Origin of the sequence: Pseudomonas sp. B23(2017) (assembly GCF_002113725.1) — a bacterium.
Classification (GTDB): Bacteria; Pseudomonadota; Gammaproteobacteria; order Pseudomonadales; family Pseudomonadaceae; genus Aquipseudomonas; species Aquipseudomonas putida_Z.
The window spans coordinates 317,278-335,134 of record NZ_NEJM01000002.1; the positions used below are offsets into that span (position 1 = coordinate 317,278).

A 17,857-nucleotide genomic window follows, 5' to 3' on the forward strand; every position below is an offset into this window, starting at 1 on the left:
GCCCATGCCGTTCGATGCCGCTTCGCAGCCCCTGTCAGCGCCACGCTGGCGCAGCCTCAGTGCCGAGGAGGGCGACAGCTGGCTGAGCCTGTCCCTCGAAGGCCGCCCGCTGATCCAGTTGCGCCTGGAGGTGGGCGCTACCCTGCATGTTCACCTGGAGCGGCTGTGCCCCGAGCGCCCCTATCAGGCCTTGTGGGCCGCCTGTTATTGGCTGCTGGCCCGCGACACCGCCTGCCAGCGCCTGGCCTGGTACCTGCCCGAGGCGTTGCCCCAGGCATTGACCAGTGGCCTGCTGCTGGCCGGCGAGCAGCCTGGCCAATACCTGTGCGAGCGAGCGCTGTTCTGGCAGCTGCCACAGCCGTGGCTGGGCGAGTCGGCCAGCGTGGCATACCCGCAGCAAATGCAGATCAGCAACGGCAAGCGCCACCCACGCCGCGCGCCCAAGCCTCGTGGCGAGGTGTACCGGCGCTTCGATACGCGCCTGGGCAGCTGGGTGTCGCTGCGTACCTTGGAAATCGAACATGACCTGGAGCGCTTCAACCGCTGGCAGAACAACCCGCGGGTGGAGGCGTTCTGGCAGGAGGCTGGCACCCTTGAGCAGCACCGCGAGTACCTGGGCAAGCTCGAGGCCGACCCGCATGCCCTGACGCTGATCGGCTGTTTCGATGACCAGCCGTTTGCCTACTTCGAGGCGTATTGGGCCAAGGAAGACCGCATTGCGCCGTTCTACCCGGCCGATGACTACGACCGTGGCATCCACATGCTGGTGGGGGAGGAGAGCCACCGCGGGCCGCACAAGGTGGCCAGCTGGCTATCGGCGCTGGTGCACTACCTGTTCCTGGATGACCCGCGCACCCAGCGGGTGGTGGCCGAGCCGCGTGCCGACAACGGCAAGATGATCGGCTACATGCACGACCAGTGCTTCCATTGCGACAAGGAGTTCGACTTCCCGCACAAGCGCGCGGCGTTGATGATTCTGGGGCGGGAGCGGTTTTTCGATAAGTGTAAATTGGCTTGAGTGCCAGGGGGCCGCTGTGCGGCCCTGTGGGAGCGGGTTTACCCGCGAAGAATGCGACATGGTGCATGGCACCGGCTATGCCGGTGTTCGCGGGTAAACCCGCTCCCACACGTGCTCTCAGCAACCTTGAAGGTTCAGGCCTGCCGACTGGCCGTCTTGCGGCAATGCACCAGCGCATCGCGGATCATGAAGTTGACCAGTGTCGGCGACACTCCCAGCTCCTTGGCAATGTCCTTCTGCGGCACGCCATGCAGGCGGTACATCTCAAAGGCATAGCGGGTGCGCTGGGGCAGTTCGTTCAGCGCCTCGGCAATGTCATCCAGCGCGGCAAGGTTGATGTGGGTGGCTTCGGGGGAGGCGTTTTGCACGACTACGTTCAGGCCTTCCTCCTCGCTGCCGGAGTACTTCAACTCCATCGCCTGCTTGCGATAGTGGTCGATAGCCAGGTTGCGCACGATCTGGAACAGGTAGCTCAGCTGCGCCTTGAACGACGATGTGATCTGCGGGGCGGCGCTGAGCCGGAAAAAGGCGTCCTGCACCACATCTTCGGCGCGCGACCGGCAGCCGGTGATGCGGGCAGCGATCTTGACCAGGATGCTGCGGTTGTCGACGAAGGCCTGCAGTAATGGTGAATCGCACTTACTTGTGGATAGTTGTTCCGCCATGGAAATCACCTTGTCACAGAGGGGAAAGGACGCACCCAAATTTGGGAAGCTTCCTACGACGGGCGACAAGCTATTCAGAATGATAATGATTGTCAAATGCGAAATGTAATTGGTAACCGTGCATTTCGGTTCTAAGCCTGCGGCACCGGGCTTGCCCGCGAAAGGGCCTGCGTGGTGCCCTTGCCGGTGCTATGACACGCTAATTTCTCCCTCCGCCCATCCGTTCCCCTGTGTACACCGCAGGCCACCACATGCCGCTGCGCCCATGTTCGCGCAGCAGCCGGCCCGACCCAACCAGACACTGGCAGGAACACCCCATGACGGACGCCTTCGAACTCCCGCTCTCGCTGGTCCAGGCCCTGGCGCAACGCGCCGCGCAGACCCCGGACAAAGTCGCCTTGCGCTTTCTGGCCGACGCTCCCGGCGAACAGGCCGTGCTCAGCTACCGGGACCTCGATCAGCGTGCGCGCACCATCGCCGCTGCCTTGCAAACCCGGGCCAGCTTCGGCGACCGCGCGGTGCTGTTGTTCCCCAGCGGGCCAGACTATGTAGCGGCGTTCTTCGGCTGCCTGTATGCCGGCGTGATTGCGGTGCCGGCCTACCCGCCGGAGTCCGCGCGCCAGCACCACCAGCAGCGCTTGCTGTCGATCATCGACGACGCCGAGCCGCGCCTGCTGCTGACCGTCGCGGCCCTGCACGACAGCCTGCAGGGCCTGGAGGCCCTGGCGGCGGTCAACGCCCCCGAACTGCTGGCGGTGGATGGCCTGGACCCGGCACTGGCTGCGAACTGGCGCGAGCCCGGGCTCAAGGGTGATGACATCGCCTTCCTGCAGTACACCTCCGGCTCCACCGCACTGCCCAAGGGCGTGCAGGTCAGCCATGGCAACCTGGTGGCCAACGAACAACTGATCCGCCAAGGCTTTGGCATCGACCTCAACCCCGACGATGTGATCGTCAGCTGGCTGCCGCTGTACCACGACATGGGCCTGATCGGCGGCCTGCTGCAGCCGATCTTCAGCGGCGTGCCCTGTGTGCTGATGTCGCCGGGCTACTTCCTGGCCCGGCCGCTGCGCTGGTTGCAGGCCATCAGCGAGTACGGCGGCACCATCAGCGGCGGCCCCGACTTTGCCTACCGGCTGTGCAGCGAGCGGGTCAGCGAGGCCTCCCTGGCCGGGCTCGACCTGAGCCGTTGGCGGGTGGCCTATTCCGGCTCCGAGCCAATCCGCCAGGACAGCCTGGCGGCCTTTGCCGACAAGTTCCAGGCCTGCGGCTTCGACCCGCAGAGCTTCTTCGCCAGCTACGGCCTGGCCGAGGCGACCCTGTTCGTCAGCGGCAGCCGCCGTGGCCAGGGCATCGCCGCGCTGGAGCTGGACGCCGAAGCCTTTGCCGACAACCGTGCGGAACCTGGCAAGGGCAGTGTGCTGATGAGCTGTGGCTACCCGCAGCCCGGGCATGCCGTGCGCATTGTCGAACCACAACGCCTGCAGGTGCTGGGCGACAACCAGGTGGGCGAGATCTGGGCCGGTGGCCCGAGCATCGCCCTGGGCTACTGGCGCAACCCCGAGGCCAGCGCCCGCACCTTCGTCGAGATGGACGGCCAGACCTGGCTGCGTACCGGCGACCTGGGCTTCATGCGCGAAGGGGAAGTGTTCGTCACCGGGCGCCTGAAGGACATGCTGATCGTGCGCGGGCAGAACCTGTACCCGCAGGACCTGGAAAAGACCCTCGAGCGCGAAGTGGAGGTGCTGCGCAAAGGCCGGGTGGCAGTGTTCGCCGTCGAGCAGCAAGGCGAGGAGGGCATTGGCGTGGCGGTGGAAATCAGCCGCAACGTGCAGAAGGCGATCAAGCCCCAGACGCTGATCAAGACCCTGCGCCAGGTGATCGCCGACGCCTGCCGCCAGGCCCCGGCCGTGGTCCTGCTGCTGAACCCGGGCGCACTGCCCAAGACCTCCAGCGGCAAGCTGCAGCGTTCGGCTTGCCGCCTGCGCATGGACGATGGCAGCCTGGACTGCTACGCCCGCTTCCCTGAAGTGAGCGAGCCCGTTGCCACGGATGCCGCCGGCAATGAACTGCAGGCGCGCATCGCCGAGGTGTGGCGCGACATCCTCAAGGTCGAGGCGGTGGCGGCAGACGACCACTTCCTGCTGCTGGGTGGCAACTCCATCGCCGCTACCCACGCCACCGCACGCCTGGCTGATGAACTGGGCATCGAGCTGGGCCTGCGCACCCTGTTCGAGGCGCCGATACTGGCTGACTACGCCAAGGCCGTGGCCGCGATCATCGCCGAAGGCGGTGGCCGGGTCGGCACCATCGCTACCCTGGAACGCACCCAGGCGCTGCCCCAGTCGCTGGCGCAAAACCGCCTGTGGCTACTGTGGCAGTTGGACCCGCAGTCGGCGGCCTACAACATTCCGGCCGGCCTGCAGTTGCGCGGTGAGCTGGATGAAAACGCACTGGAAGCGGCCTTCCAGGCGCTGGTGGCGCGCCATGAATCGCTGCGTACCCTGTTTGCCGAAGAGAACGGCCAGGCCCTGCAGCGCATCCAGGCGCAGCAGCCGTTCGACCTTCGCCGCCTGGACCTCGAAGGCCAGGCCGCCGAACAGGTCGCCGCCCAGCGTGAAGCCGAAGCTCGCCAGCCGTTCGACCTGACCCGGGGGCCGTTGCTGCGGGTGACCCTGGTGCGCCTGGACGATGAACACCATCAACTGTGGGTGACCCTGCACCATATCGTCGCCGACGGCTGGTCGCTGAACATACTGCTCGACGAATTCGCCAAACTGTACGCCGCCCATTGCCAGGGCCTCGAGGCCACCCTGGCACCGCTGCCCCTGGGTTATGCCGACTACGGCACCTGGCAGCGACAGTGGCTGGCCGCAGGCGTGGCCGAGCGTCAGCTGCAGTACTGGCAGGCGCGTCTGGGGGATGAACTGCCGGTGCTCGACCTGTGCACCGACCACCCGCGCACCAGCCAGCGCGACCACCGCGCCGCCCGCTTCAACCTCAAGGTACCGGCCAGGCTCACCGAAGCGCTCAAGGGCCTGGCCCGCGAACAGCAGGCCAGCCTGTTCATGGTGCTGCTGGCCGGCTGGCAGGCGCTGTTGCACCGCTACAGTGGCCAGGCCGATATCCGTGTGGGCGTGCCCAACGCCAACCGCCCGCGCCTGGAAACCCAAGGCATGGTCGGCTTCTTCATCAACACCCAGGTGCTGCGTGCGCAACTCGATGGCCGCCTGCCGTTCGACCAGTTGCTGGCCCAGGTGCGCCAGGCCACCCTGGATGCCCAGGCCAACCAGGACCTGCCGTTCGAGCAACTGCTCGAAGCCTTGCCCGAGGCTCGCGAGCAAGGCCTGTTCCAGGTCATGTTCAACCACCAGCAACGTGACCTGTCTGCCCTGCGCCGCCTGCCGGGCCTGCTGGCCGAAGAGCTGCCGTGGCACAGTCGCGAAGCCAAGTTCGCCTTGCAGCTGCACAGTGAAGAAGACCACCAGGGCCGCCTGAGCCTGGCCTTCGACTATGCTGCCGAATTGTTCGATGCCAGCACCGTCAAGCGCCTGGCCCAGCACCTGCTGGCCCTGCTCGAGCAGGTGTGTGCCGGACCGCAGCGGGCGCTGGGCGAGGTGCAATTGCTCGACGAGCCTGGCCGCGCGCAACTGCTGAGCTGGGGCGAGGCACCCGCTGCGGCGCCGCAGCGCCTGCTGGTCGAGCAGCTCAATGAGCAGGCACGCCTGACCCCGCAGCGCACCGCCCTGGTGTGGGACGGTGGCAGCCTGGATTACGCCGAGTTGCACCAGCAAGCCAACCGTCTGGCCCACTACCTGCGTGACAAAGGCGTCGGCCCCGACACCTGCGTGGCCATCGCCGTCGAGCGTTCGCCGCAGCTGCTGGTGGGCCTGCTGGCCATTCTCAAGGCCGGTGGTGCCTATGTGCCGCTGGACGTCGATTACCCGGCCGAGCGCCTGGCCTACATGCTCGCCGACTGCAACGCTGGCCTGTTGCTGAGCCACAGCAACCTGCTGGGCAAGCTGCCACAGGTGGACGGCGTCAGCGCCATCGCCCTCGACCAGCTGCACCTGGACAGCTGGCCAAGCCATGCCCCCGGGTTGCACCTGCATGGCGACAACCTGGCTTATGTGATCTACACCTCCGGCTCCACCGGCCAGCCCAAGGGCGTGGGCAATACCCACGCGGCACTGGCCGAGCGCCTGCAATGGATGCAGGCCAGCTATGTGCTGGACGACAGCGACGTGCTGATGCAGAAGGCGCCGATCAGCTTCGACGTTTCGGTATGGGAATGCTTCTGGCCACTGGTGACCGGTTGCAAGCTGGTGCTCGCCGGCCCTGGCGAGCACCGCGACCCGCAGCGCATCGCCGCGTTGGTGCAGGCCCATGGCGTGACCACGCTGCACTTCGTGCCGCCGCTGTTGCAGGTGTTCGTCCAGGAGCCGCAGGCGGGTGCCTGCAGCAGCCTGCGCCGGCTGTTCTCCGGTGGCGAAGCGCTGTCCGCGGCACTGCGTGACCGTGTGCTGCAGGTGCTGCCACAGGTGCAGTTGCACAACCGCTATGGCCCGACCGAAACCGCCATCAACGTCACCCACTGGCACTGCCAGGCCACCGATGGCGAACGCTCGCCGATCGGCCGCCCGCTGGGCAATGTGCTGTGCCGTGTGCTGGACGACGAACTGGAACTGACCGCCCCCGGTATGCCGGGCGAGCTGTACCTTGGCGGTGCAGGCCTGGCCCGTGGCTACCTGGGTCGCCCGGGCCTCACCGCCGAGCGCTTCGTGCCCCGGGCCGACGGCAATGGCGAGCGCCTGTACCGCAGTGGCGACCGCGCCCGCTGGCAGGTGCAGACTGAGGCGCTGGAATACCTTGGCCGCCTCGACCAGCAGGTCAAGGTGCGTGGCTTCCGTGTCGAACCCGAGGAAGTCCAGGCCTGCCTGCTGGCGCAAGCGGGGGTCGAACAGGCGCTGGTGCTGATTCACAAGGATGCCGTAGGCGCGCAACTGGTCGGCTACTACAGTGGCAGCGCCCAGCCAGATGCATTGCTGACGGTGCTGGCTGAACAACTACCGGCCTACATGGTGCCGGCACAACTCATCCCGCTGGCGCAGATGCCGCTGGGCCCCAGCGGCAAGGTCGACCGCAAGGCGTTGCCGGCCCCGGTGTGGCAGCAGCGGGAGCACATCGAGCCGCAAACCGAGTTGCAGCAGCAGGTCGCTGCCATCTGGCGTGAAGTGCTGAACCTGCCGCGCGTTGGCCTGCAGGATGACTTCTTCGCCCTTGGCGGCCATTCGCTGCTGGCCACTCAAATTGTCTCGCGCACGCGTCAGGCCTGCGATGTCGAGCTGCCGCTCAAGGCCCTGTTCGACGCCAGCGAGCTGGGCGCCTTCTGTGCCGAGATCACGCGTATCCGCGCTGCCGGTGAGCGCAACCTGCAAGGCGCAATCACCCGCGTCGACCGCCGCCAGGCGGTGCCGCTGTCGTACTCGCAGCAGCGCATGTGGTTCCTCTGGCAAATGGAGCCGGGCAGCCCGGCGTACAACGTCGGCGGCATGGCGCGCCTGCGGGGCACCCTGCATGTGGATGCCTTCGAGCGTGCGCTGCAGGCGCTGGTGGTGCGCCACGAAACCCTGCGCACCACCTTCCCCAGCATCGATGGCGTGCCGTATCAGTGCGTGGCCGAAGACAGCAGCCTGCACCTCGACTGGCAGGACTTCAGCGCCTTGCCCGCCGATGCCCGCCAACAACGCCTGCAACAACTGGCCGACGACCAGGCACACCAGCCGTTCGACCTGGAGCGCGGTCCGTTGCTGCGTGCCTGTCTGGTCAAAGCCCAAGAGCGCGAGCACTTCTTCGTGCTGACCCTGCACCATATCGTCACCGAGGGCTGGGCGATGGACATCTTCGCCCGCGAACTGGGCGAGCTGTACGAGGCCTTCGTCGATGACCGCGAATCGCCGCTGGCGCCGCTGCCGGTGCAGTACCTGGACTACAGCGTGTGGCAACGGCAATGGCTGGAAAGCGGCGAGGGCGCCCGTCAGCTGGCCTACTGGCAGGCCCGCCTGGGCGATGAACACCCGGTGCTGGCGCTGCCTGCCGACCGCCCGCGCCCGGCAGTGCAGAGCCACCGTGGCGAGCTGTACCGCTTCGAGCTCGACCCGGCGCTGGTCGCCCGCGTGCATGCCTTCAACAGCCAGCGCGGTCTGACCCTGTTCATGACCATGACTGCCACCCTGGCCGCCTTGTTGCACCGCTACAGCGGCCAGCGTGACCTGCGCATTGGCGCGCCGGTGGCCAACCGCATCCGCCCGGAAAGCGAAGGGCTGATTGGCGCGTTCCTCAACACCCAAGTGCTGCGTTGCGAGCTGGACGGCCAGATGAGTGCCGCACAGTTGCTGGAGCAGGTACGCCAGGTTGCCATCGAAGGCCAGTCGCACCAGGACCTGCCGTTCGACCAGCTGGTGGAAGCCCTGCAGCCACCGCGCAGCAGCGCCTACAACCCGCTGTTCCAGGTGATGTGCAACGTGCAGCGCTGGGCCTTCCAGCAAAGCCGCCAGCTTGCCGGCATGCAGGTGGATTACCTGGTCAACGACGCCAGCGCCACCAAGTTCGACCTGTACCTGGAGGTGACCGACCTCGACGGCCGCCTGGGTTGCTGCCTGACCTACAGCCGTGACCTGTTCGACGAACCACGCATCGCACGCATGGCCGAGCACTGGCAGCAATTGCTGGCCGGCCTGCTCGACAACCCGCAACAGCGCCTGTGCGAGCTGCCGATGCTGAGCAGCGCCGAGCAGCAAGTGCTGGCGGGCCAGTTGCAGGGCGAGCAGGATCTGGCTCTCGACCAGACCGTGCACGGCCTGTTCGCCGCCCAGGCTGCGCGCACGCCACACGCTGGCGCGTTGACCTTCGCCGGCCGGCACATGACCTATGCCGAACTCGACCAGCAGGCCAACCGCCTGGCCCGCGCCCTGCGCGAGCGTGGCGTCGGCCCGCAGGTGCGTGTGGGCCTGGCGCTGGAGCGTTCGCTGGAAATGGTCGTCGGCCTGCTGGCCATCCTCAAGGCCGGTGGCGCCTACGTGCCGCTCGACCCCGAATACCCGCTCGACCGCCTGCGCTACATGATCGAAGACAGCCGCATCGGCCTGCTGCTCAGCCAGCGCACGCTGCTGCAAACCCTGGGGCAGTTGCCCGAAGGCGTGGCGCGCTGGAGCCTGGAGGACGACAGCGCCAGCCTGTCGGCCTACAGCGATGCGCCGCTGGACAACCTCAACCTGCCGCAGCACCAGGCCTACCTGATCTACACCTCCGGTTCCACCGGCAAGCCCAAGGGCGTGGTAGTCAGCCACGGCGAGTTCGCCATGCATTGCCAGGCGGTAATCGACGCGTTCGGCATGCGCAGCGATGACTGCGAGCTGCACTTCTATTCGATCAATTTCGACGCCGCCAGCGAACGCCTGTGGGTGCCGATGCTGTGTGGCGCCCGCGTGGTGCTGCGCGCCCAGGGGCAGTGGGGCGCCGAAGACATCTGCCAGCTGGTGCGCGAGCAGCAAGTGAGCATTCTCGGCTTCACGCCCAGCTACGGTAGCCAGTTGGCGCAGTACCTGGCCGGGCAGGGCGAACAGTTGCCAGTGCGCCTGGTCATTACCGGTGGTGAAGCGCTGACCGGCGAACACCTGCAGCGCATCCGCCAGGCCTTTGCGCCACAGCAGTTCTTCAACGCCTACGGGCCGACCGAAACCGTGGTCATGCCGCTGGCCTGCCTGGCACCACAGACACTGCCGGCGGAGTTGGGCAGCGTACCGATCGGCCGCGTTATCGGTAGCCGCACGGCCTACATCCTCGACGAAGACCTTGCCCTGTTGCCGCAAGGCGGTGTTGGCGAGTTGTATGTCGGCGGTGCCGGCCTGGCCCAGGGTTACCACGACCGCCCGGGCCTTAGCGCCGAGCGCTTCGTCGCCGACCCGTTCGGCAGCGAAGGCGGGCGCCTGTATCGCACCGGTGACCTGGTGCGCCTGGGCAGCGATGGCCTGGTCGAGTACGTCGGCCGCGCCGACCAGCAGGTGAAGATTCGCGGTTTCCGTATCGAGCTGGGCGAAATCGAAAGCCGCCTGCAGGCGCATGCCGATGTCGACGAGGCTGTGGTGCTGGCCCTCGACCTGCCGGGCGGCAAGCAACTGGTGGGTTACCTGGTGTGCGGGCAGGCCGCTGCCGACAGCGAGGCCCAGGGCCTGCTGCGCGACGCGGTGAAAGCCGATGCCCGCCAGCACCTGCCGGACTACATGGTGCCGGCGCACCTGGTGCTGCTCGACAGCCTGCCGCTGATGGGCAACGGCAAGCTCGACCGCCGTGCGCTGCCGCTGCCGGACCTGGAGCAGGCACGCCAGCAGTACCAGGCGCCTGGCAACGAGGTGGAAGCGCAACTGGCGCAGATCTGGCGCGACGTGCTCAACGTTGCCCGGATCGGCGTGCAGGACAACTTCTTCGAACTGGGCGGCGACTCGATCCTGTCGATCCAGGTAGTCAGCCGGGCCCGTCAGGCCGGCTTGCAGTTCACCCCGCGCGACCTGTTCCAGCATCAGACCATCCAGACCCTGGCCGCCATCGTTCAGCGCAGCGAAGCCGCCAGCAGCATCGAACAGGGCCAGCGCCACGGCCAGGCCGGCCTCACGCCGATCCAGCACTGGTTCTTCGACAGTGAAGTGCCACAGCCGCAGCACTGGAACCAGGCTGTTCTGCTGGAGGCGCGCAAGCCGCTGGATGAGGGGGTACTGGAGCGAGCCTTGGCCGGCCTGGTGCAGCACCACGACAGCCTGCGCCTGCGCTTCGGTCAGGCCCAGGGCCGCTGGCAGGCCGAATATGCTTCGCTTGCCACCGGGCAATTGCTGTGGACAGCCACGGTCGCCGACTTCGCCGATTGCCAACCGCTGTACACCGACCTGCAACGCAGCCTCGACCTGGAACAGGGCCCACTGTTGCGCGCCTTGCTGGTTAATGACGGGCAGGGCGGCCAGCGCCTGTTGCTGGCGATCCATCACCTGGTGGTCGATGGCGTGTCGTGGCGCGTGCTGCTGGAAGACCTGCAAGCGCTGTACCGTGGCCAGCCGCTGCCGGCCAAGACCCACGCCATGGGCGACTGGGCCGCACGCCTGGCCAGCTATGCCGGCAGCGATTCGCTGCGCGACGAGCTGGGCTGGTGGCAAGGCCAGTTGGGTGGCGTGCGCCGTGAACTGCCATGTGATCACCCGCAGGGCGGCAACCTGCACCGCCACGCCCGTACCCTGGCCATCGGCCTGGATGTGGCGCAGACCCGGCAGTTGCTGCAGCAGGCCCCGGCGGCCTATCACACCCAGGTCAACGACCTGCTGCTGACCGCGCTGGCGCGTGCCCTGTGCCGCTGGAGCGGCGATGAAGAAGTGCTGGTACAGCTTGAGGGCCATGGCCGTGACGGGCTGTTCGAAGACATGGACCTGACCCGCAGCGTCGGCTGGTTCACCAACGCCTACCCGCTGAGCCTGCGCCCGCTGCCAGGCGAGGACGATGCGGCGCGAGCAGGCTCGATCAAGCGCATCAAGGAGCAGCTGCGCCAGGTGCCGCACAAAGGGCTGGGTTACGGCGTGCTGCGCTACCTGGCCGATACGGCAGGGCGCGAGCAGATGGCGGCCCTGCCGCAGGCACGCATCACCTTCAATTACCTGGGCCAGTTCGACCAGCAGTTCGACAGCACAGCCCTGTTCCAGCCGCTGGACGCCCCGGCCGGCCTGGCCCACGACCTAGATGCACCGCTGCCCAACTGGCTGAGTGTCGATGGCCAGGTGTATGGCGGCGCCCTGCAACTGCGCTGGACCTTCAGCACCGAACGCTACGACGAGCGGACCATCGCCAGCCTGGCCGAAGCCTATCGCCTGGAGCTGCTGGCGCTGGTCGAGCATTGCCTGGCTGATGGCAACGGCAGTTTCACGCCATCGGACTTCCCGCTGGCGCACCTGACTCAGGCGCAGATCGACGCACTGCCGGTACTGGCCGCGCAGATCGAGGACGTCTACCCGCTGACGCCGATGCAGGAAGGCATGCTGCTGCACACCCTGCTGGAACCGGGCACCGGCCTCTACTACATGCAGGACCGCTACCGCATCAACAGCGCGCTCGACCCCGAACGCTTCGCCCAGGCGTGGCAGGCGGTGGTGGCGCGCCACGAGGCGCTACGCGCATCGTTCAGCTGGAACACCGGCGAGGCGATGCTGCAGATCATCCACAAGCCGGGCAACACGCCGGTGGACTACCAGGACTGGCGTGGCCTCGACGACGACGCCCAGGAGCAGCGCCTGCAGGCCCTGCACAAGCAGGAACGCGAGGCTGGTTTCGCCCTGCTCAGCGAGGCGCCGTTCCACCTGCGCCTGGTGCGTGTGGCCGACGAGCGCTACTGGTTCATGATGAGCAACCACCACATCCTCATCGATGCCTGGTGCCGTTCGCTGTTGATGAACGATTTCTTCGAGATCTACCAGGCCCTCGGCGAGGGGCGCCAGGCCCGCTTGCCGGTGCCACCGCGCTACCGCGACTACATCGGCTGGCTGCAACGCCAGGGCCTGGACGACGCGCGAGCCTGGTGGCAGGCCAACCTGGCCGGCTTCGAACGTGCCACACCCATCCCCAGCGACCGCCCGCTGCGCCACGACCATGCCGGTAGCGGCATGGTCGTCGGCGACTGTTACACCCGCCTGGCGGTGAGCGACGGCGTGCGCCTGCGCGAGCTGGCCCAGGCCCACCAGCTCACCGTCAACACCTTCGCCCAGGCGGCCTGGGCCCTGGTACTGGCGCGCTACAGTGGCGACCGCGACGTGGCCTTTGGCGTGACCGTGGCCGGGCGCCCGGTGAGCATGCCGCAGATGCAGCGTACCGTCGGCCTGTTCATCAACAGCGTCGCCCTGCGCGTGCAATTGCCGGTGGCGGGTGAGCGCTGCAGTGTGCGCCAGTGGTTGCAAGGCCTGCTGGAGCGCAACATGGAGCTGCGCGAATATGAATACCTGCCGCTGGTGGCGATCCAGGAGTGCAGCGAACTGCCCAAGGGCCAGCCGCTGTTCGACAGCCTGTTCGTGTTCGAGAACGCGCCGGTGGAAACTGCCGTGCTCGACCACGCCCAGCACCTGAATGCCAGTTCCGACTCGGGCCGAACCCACACCAACTTCCCGCTGACCGCAGTGTGCTACCCGGGCGATGACCTTGGCCTGCACCTGTCGTTCGACCAGCGCTATTTCGACTACCCGACCGTCGAGCGCCTGCTGGCCGAGTTCAAGCGCCTGCTGCTGGCGCTGGTGCAAGGCTTTGAAGGGGAGATGAGCGCACTGCCGTTGCTGGGCGCCGAAGAGCAGCGCTTCCTGCTGGAGGACTGCAACCGTACCGCGCGCGCCTATCCACTGGAACAGAGCTACATCGCGCAGTTCGAGGCGCAGGTGGCCGCACATCCGCAACGTACCGTGGCCCGCTGCCTGGACGCGTCCTACGACTACGCCGGCTTGAACCTGGCGGCCAACCGCCTGGGCCATGCCTTGATCGCGGCGGGTGTGAACGTGGACCAGCCGGTGGCACTGCTGGCCGAGCGTGGGCTACCGCTGCTGGGCATGATCGTCGGCAGCTTCAAGGCCGGCGCCGGCTACCTGCCACTGGATCCGGGCCTGCCGGCGGCGCGCCTGCAAAGCATCATCGAGCTCAGCCGTACACCCGTGCTGGTGTGCAGCGCGGCCTGTGCCGGGCAAGGGCGGCAGTTGCTGGGCGAGCTGGAGGCGGCGGTGCGGCCGCAGCTGCTGGTCTGGGAAGACATCCAGGCCAGCCCGGTGGCCAGCCACAACCCCGGCATTCACAGCGGGCCGGAGAACCTCGCCTATGTGATCTACACCTCAGGCTCCACCGGCTTGCCGAAGGGGGTGATGGTCGAGCAGCGCGGCATGCTCAACAACCAGCTGAGCAAGGTGCCGTACCTGGCGCTCCGCGAACACGACGTGATAGCCCAGACGGCCTCGCAGAGCTTCGACATTTCGGTGTGGCAGTTCCTTGCCGCGCCGCTGTTCGGCGCCAAGGTGGAGATTGTGCCGAACGCCATTGCCCATGACCCGCAGGGCCTGCTGGCGCATGTGCAGGCCACCGGCATCAGCGTGCTGGAGAGCGTGCCGTCGCTGATCCAGGGCATGCTGGCCAACGACCACCAGGCCCTCGATGGCCTGCGCTGGATGCTGCCGACCGGCGAAGCCATGCCACCGGAGCTGGCGGCGCAGTGGCTGCAGCGCTACCCGCAGATCGGCCTGGTCAACGCCTACGGCCCGGCGGAGTGCTCCGATGACGTGGCGTTCTTCCGCGTCGATGCCGCCTCGACCCGTGGCAGCTACCTGCCGATCGGCACGCCGACCGACAACAACCGCCTGTATCTGTACGGCGAGGACCAGGCGCTGGTGCCACTGGGTGCGACAGGTGAGTTGTGCGTGGCCGGCACCGGCGTGGGCCGTGGCTATGTCGGCGACCCGGTGCGCACGGCGCTGGCGTTCATTCCCCATCCTCATGGTGCACCGGGCGAACGCCTGTACCGCACCGGCGACCTGGCACGGCAGCGCCCGGATGGGGTGCTGGAGTATGTCGGGCGCATCGACCATCAGGTGAAGATTCGCGGCTACCGCATCGAACTGGGCGAAATCGAAGCCCGCCTGCACGAACAGCCGTCGCTCCGCGACGCTGCCGTTGGCGTGCAGGAGGGCGTCAATGGCAAGCACCTGGTGGGTTACCTGGTGGCGCATCAGGGCGTTGCAGCCGACGCTGCGTTGCTGGAACAGCTCAAGCAGCGCCTGCGTGCCGAGTTGCCGGAGTACATGGTCCCACTGCACTGGGGCTGGTTCGACAGCCTGCCGCACAACGCCAACGGCAAGCTCGACCGCAAGGCCCTGCCGGCCATCGACATCGGTGGCCAGCACAGCCATGCCTACCAGGCGCCGCGCAACGAGCTGGAAGAGGTACTGGCCGGTATCTGGGCGGATGTGCTCAAGGCCGAGCGGGTCGGGGTGCACGACAACTTCTTCGAGCTGGGCGGGCATTCGCTGCTGGCCACGCAGATCGCCTCGCGGGTGCAGAAGCAGCTGCAACTGAACGTGCCGCTGCGGGCGATGTTCGAGTGCAGCACGGTGGAGGAACTGGCGGTGTATGTGCAGGGGCTGCAGGGCAGTGTGCTGGATGACGACAAGGTCGACCGGCTCAGTGACCTGATGGCCGAGCTGGAGGGGTTGTGACCTGAGCAGGTGAGGCCTGCACCGCCCCTGGATTGGTGCACAAAAGTTGAAATTGCTGGGGCCGCTATGCGGCCCTTTCGCGACACAAGGCCGCTCCTACAGATACGGCGTTGTTTTCGAGGTTTGGCGCTGTACCTGTGGGAGCGGGCATGCCCGCGAACACCGGCGCAGCCGGTGCCATACCTGCAACCCCACCTTTCCCATGGTTCTTCGCCATCATGATGCGGCCCCGATTTTTTCCTGCGACATCGACGCATTGATGAATGCTTCATCATAAGAGTTCGCATGGTAGCGAGCGAGAAACTCATGAGCATTCTCAAATGGCTCGAGGTGTTGATGAGCGAGCATGTAGAAACGATGGCAGTTTGTGGCAATTTCCTCGGTATAGTGAGATGAAATCAAAACACTAGCCCCGTTTTTGCACGCGTTTTTTATACCTAGCCATATGTGGTGTCTGAACTCTGGGTCTACTCCCGCAGTAGGCTCGTCGAGGATGATCAGGTCGCTGCCCATGAGCAGTAGCGTCAGTGTGACAAAGCTCCGGACTTCGCCATAGCTGCAAGTAGATGCCTTCTTCTTGTAGATTTCAGCATACCGTTTCGACAGCGAAGGTGACCATTCAGAGAGGCGTGAAAGCACCTCGCAGTGATCCGGTGCTGATCTGGAGTTTAAATGTGTAATCAGTTGGTAGACTTCGCTCATCCTGAGCAAGGGCGGTGGTGTCAGTACTTGAGTCAGATAAGCCTGCTGTCTGGATGAGTTTATGATTGTGCCGTTGTTTGGTTTTCTGATGTTGCAGATTAGGTCGAAAAGCGTTGTTTTGCCCGCCCCGTTACTACCCAGTATGCCGACTGCTTCTCCTTTTTTTAGGTTTAGTGTGATGTTCTGTAATAATGGTTTTTTGTTGTGCGAGAAGCTGAGATTGTTGATGTTTAGTAGGTTCACTTAATAACGACTCCAGATGGGTTGGATTCTGAACAGTCGCCCTGTCAAATAGAGTCCGGCTGTTGAGCTGACAAAGGCTGCGAAAAAGCTGGTGGCGAGTGGTAACTCTCCGTTTATTATTTTTGTGCTTAAGTGCAAGGGGTTGATCAAGGCTAGCCAATGAGTGTCATTTGCTTGTGTGGCACCCAAGTAACCAGAAAGGAGCATAAGGAATGAAAGAAGCGAGAATAATGTGCCGGCAGTACTGAATTTAATCGGCATCGCGGCGATGGCCAGGCCGATGCAGGAAAATATCATATAGCTTGTATAGAACGCGGCTGTGAGATGCAGGAATTCCGGCAGCGAATAGAGACCGTAAAGTGGTTTGGAAATGAAGTAGAAGAAACTAGCGTATATGACGCTGACCAGCGTATAGCTGACGGCGTGTGATGTAAGGAAAAGCGTGATCGCCTCTCGTTGGTAGATGAATGAACGTACGAAGCCGCTTTCTCGTCTGCCGATCAGGTAGAAACTGAGGCCAAAGAAGGCGACGTTTGCAGCGATGTAGGCGTAAAACCAGGCAGCAGAGGATGTATATGTTGAGTCTGATGGGCCTGTGAGTGAGGAGCTTTGCCTAAGCAATACAAACATCAAACAGGGTGCTGCAGCAGTCCACAGCAATGCTGTGGGTTCTCGCAGATGCTCAAGTAGCAATATCTTGGCGACAGAGAAGATCTGTTTTGTTCGCGTTACGGTATGTGGTCCTTGGAGGGTCATGGGAAAGGTACCATTTGGGTTAGTTGTTCTGGGATGATGGATTTATAAAAGGTTCGAGAATAGTTGTTTAGTGTGTTGAAGGAGAAGGAGTTGTTCATGTGAAGGAATAGGTTTGGCGATATGTATTTGCAAAAATACAGGTTTGATCGGGCTGCGGGCATGTGTGATAAATAGAGGTAGCCATCAAGGTTGAGACGTCTGATAGTGTTGATCAGGTTTTGGCAGTTAAAGGGGGGTGGTGAGCGGTTGATGATGGAACGGTGTGATGTGATTTGAGTTGAAATTTGATCGAAGGTCTCGTATTTGTTGCAATTCATGAAGTGCTTGAGATAAGGGTCTTCGATGTCGTTTTCTTGCGAGTTGCTGCTATCGAGAGATAACATGTATCGAAATGTTTGCCATAACTCGACTGTAGCCTTTTTTAGTGCGTTGCCAGGTGTGTCGGCATACGCCATGCCTGCGCAAAATCTAACTTTTGCGTCTTTGTTGTGCTTGTTGCCATAGCAGAATAATATGCAACTGCCAGGGAAGCGTTCGTCCGTGAGGTCTAGGATAATTGTCTCGCCTGATTGGGCAAACTCTCTGAAGAGTTCAAGGCTGGGGCAATCCATAAGCATGGCACAAGCCTCATCTTGTTTGATCACCGCCGTACAGGTTTTAGTCAGCCAAAATCTTAGAAGGAATTGTCGCTCTAAGGCTTCCTTGAGCGCGCCTGTGATAGCGGCTTCAATGTCTACATGCGCGCTGCAGCCACAAGTATCACCCATCGGGTAGATTTGGTTGTCAATGGGGTTCCTGCATGGTGAAATGGAAATGCAGACGGTGGGTATGAGGCAGCGCGAAAAGTCAGAGATCCTATAAACATTCGTGCGGTCAAAACGGTGGTGCTTCAGTAGGTTGCCTCCACCATTCATAGCTGTTTGCGAGAGCGCTTCGATAAATGCTTTGTGCTCCTCGACCGTAAGGCCTACATCTAGCGTGTTTGTGTCGTGGACAGGGACATCCAGGTAGAAGTGCTTACGTTCGAAGTGTTCACCGATTGCTGTTTTGATTACGTCAGATGACCAGTCGCTGCTTGAACCGTATGTCCGCCATCGGCTGCCACATTCTACAGTGTGTGGGATGTGGGTCACTGCACTCGGTCGCAAGAGTTCAAAATCTACCCGCGAAGGGGTATGGATCTCGTTATAGAAATTCATTGG

General features: G+C 64.2%; 6 protein-coding genes. 2 read left to right on the forward strand and 4 right to left on the reverse strand.

Going from position 1 to position 17,857, the window contains the following annotated elements; all coding sequences use genetic code 11:
- Nucleotides 1-4: 4 nt before the first annotated feature.
- The gene (locus tag CAG46_RS04845; RefSeq protein WP_085614475.1) at nucleotides 5-1,018 is read left to right on the forward strand and encodes a GNAT family N-acetyltransferase; all 1,014 of its coding nucleotides are present in this window, start codon (nucleotides 5-7) and stop codon (nucleotides 1,016-1,018) included.
- 134 nt (nucleotides 1,019-1,152) lie between these two features.
- On the opposite strand, the gene CAG46_RS04850 is transcribed toward CAG46_RS04845, so the two are convergent.
- A complete protein-coding gene (locus CAG46_RS04850; RefSeq protein WP_015271130.1) occupies nucleotides 1,153-1,683 on the reverse strand; it encodes an RNA polymerase factor sigma-70 in 531 nt (176 codons plus the stop codon).
- A 317-nt stretch (nucleotides 1,684-2,000) separates the two neighbouring features.
- On the opposite strand from CAG46_RS04850, the gene CAG46_RS04855 reads away from it, so the two are divergent.
- Nucleotides 2,001-14,954: a non-ribosomal peptide synthetase gene (locus CAG46_RS04855; protein ID WP_085614474.1), complete on the forward strand. Its 12,954-nt coding sequence runs from the start codon at nucleotides 2,001-2,003 to the stop codon at nucleotides 14,952-14,954.
- A 216-nt stretch (nucleotides 14,955-15,170) separates the two neighbouring features.
- Here the strand turns inward: CAG46_RS04855 and CAG46_RS04860 are convergent, their stop codons facing one another.
- The 3 genes from CAG46_RS04860 to CAG46_RS04870 are packed head-to-tail and all read right to left on the reverse strand — an operon-like array spanning nucleotide 15,171 to nucleotide 17,854.
- Nucleotides 15,171-15,899, reverse strand: a complete 729-nt coding sequence (locus tag CAG46_RS04860; protein ID WP_085614473.1) for an ATP-binding cassette domain-containing protein — start codon at nucleotides 15,897-15,899, stop codon at nucleotides 15,171-15,173.
- Complete coding sequence (locus tag CAG46_RS04865; RefSeq protein ID WP_085614472.1) at nucleotides 15,900-16,655, reverse strand: ABC transporter permease; 756 nt, start codon at nucleotides 16,653-16,655, stop codon at nucleotides 15,900-15,902.
- Nucleotides 16,652-17,854, reverse strand: a complete 1,203-nt coding sequence (locus tag CAG46_RS04870) for a YcaO-like family protein (protein WP_085614471.1) — start codon at nucleotides 17,852-17,854, stop codon at nucleotides 16,652-16,654. The genes CAG46_RS04865 and CAG46_RS04870 overlap by 4 nt, the downstream gene beginning before the upstream one ends.
- Nucleotides 17,855-17,857 lie beyond the last annotated feature (3 nt).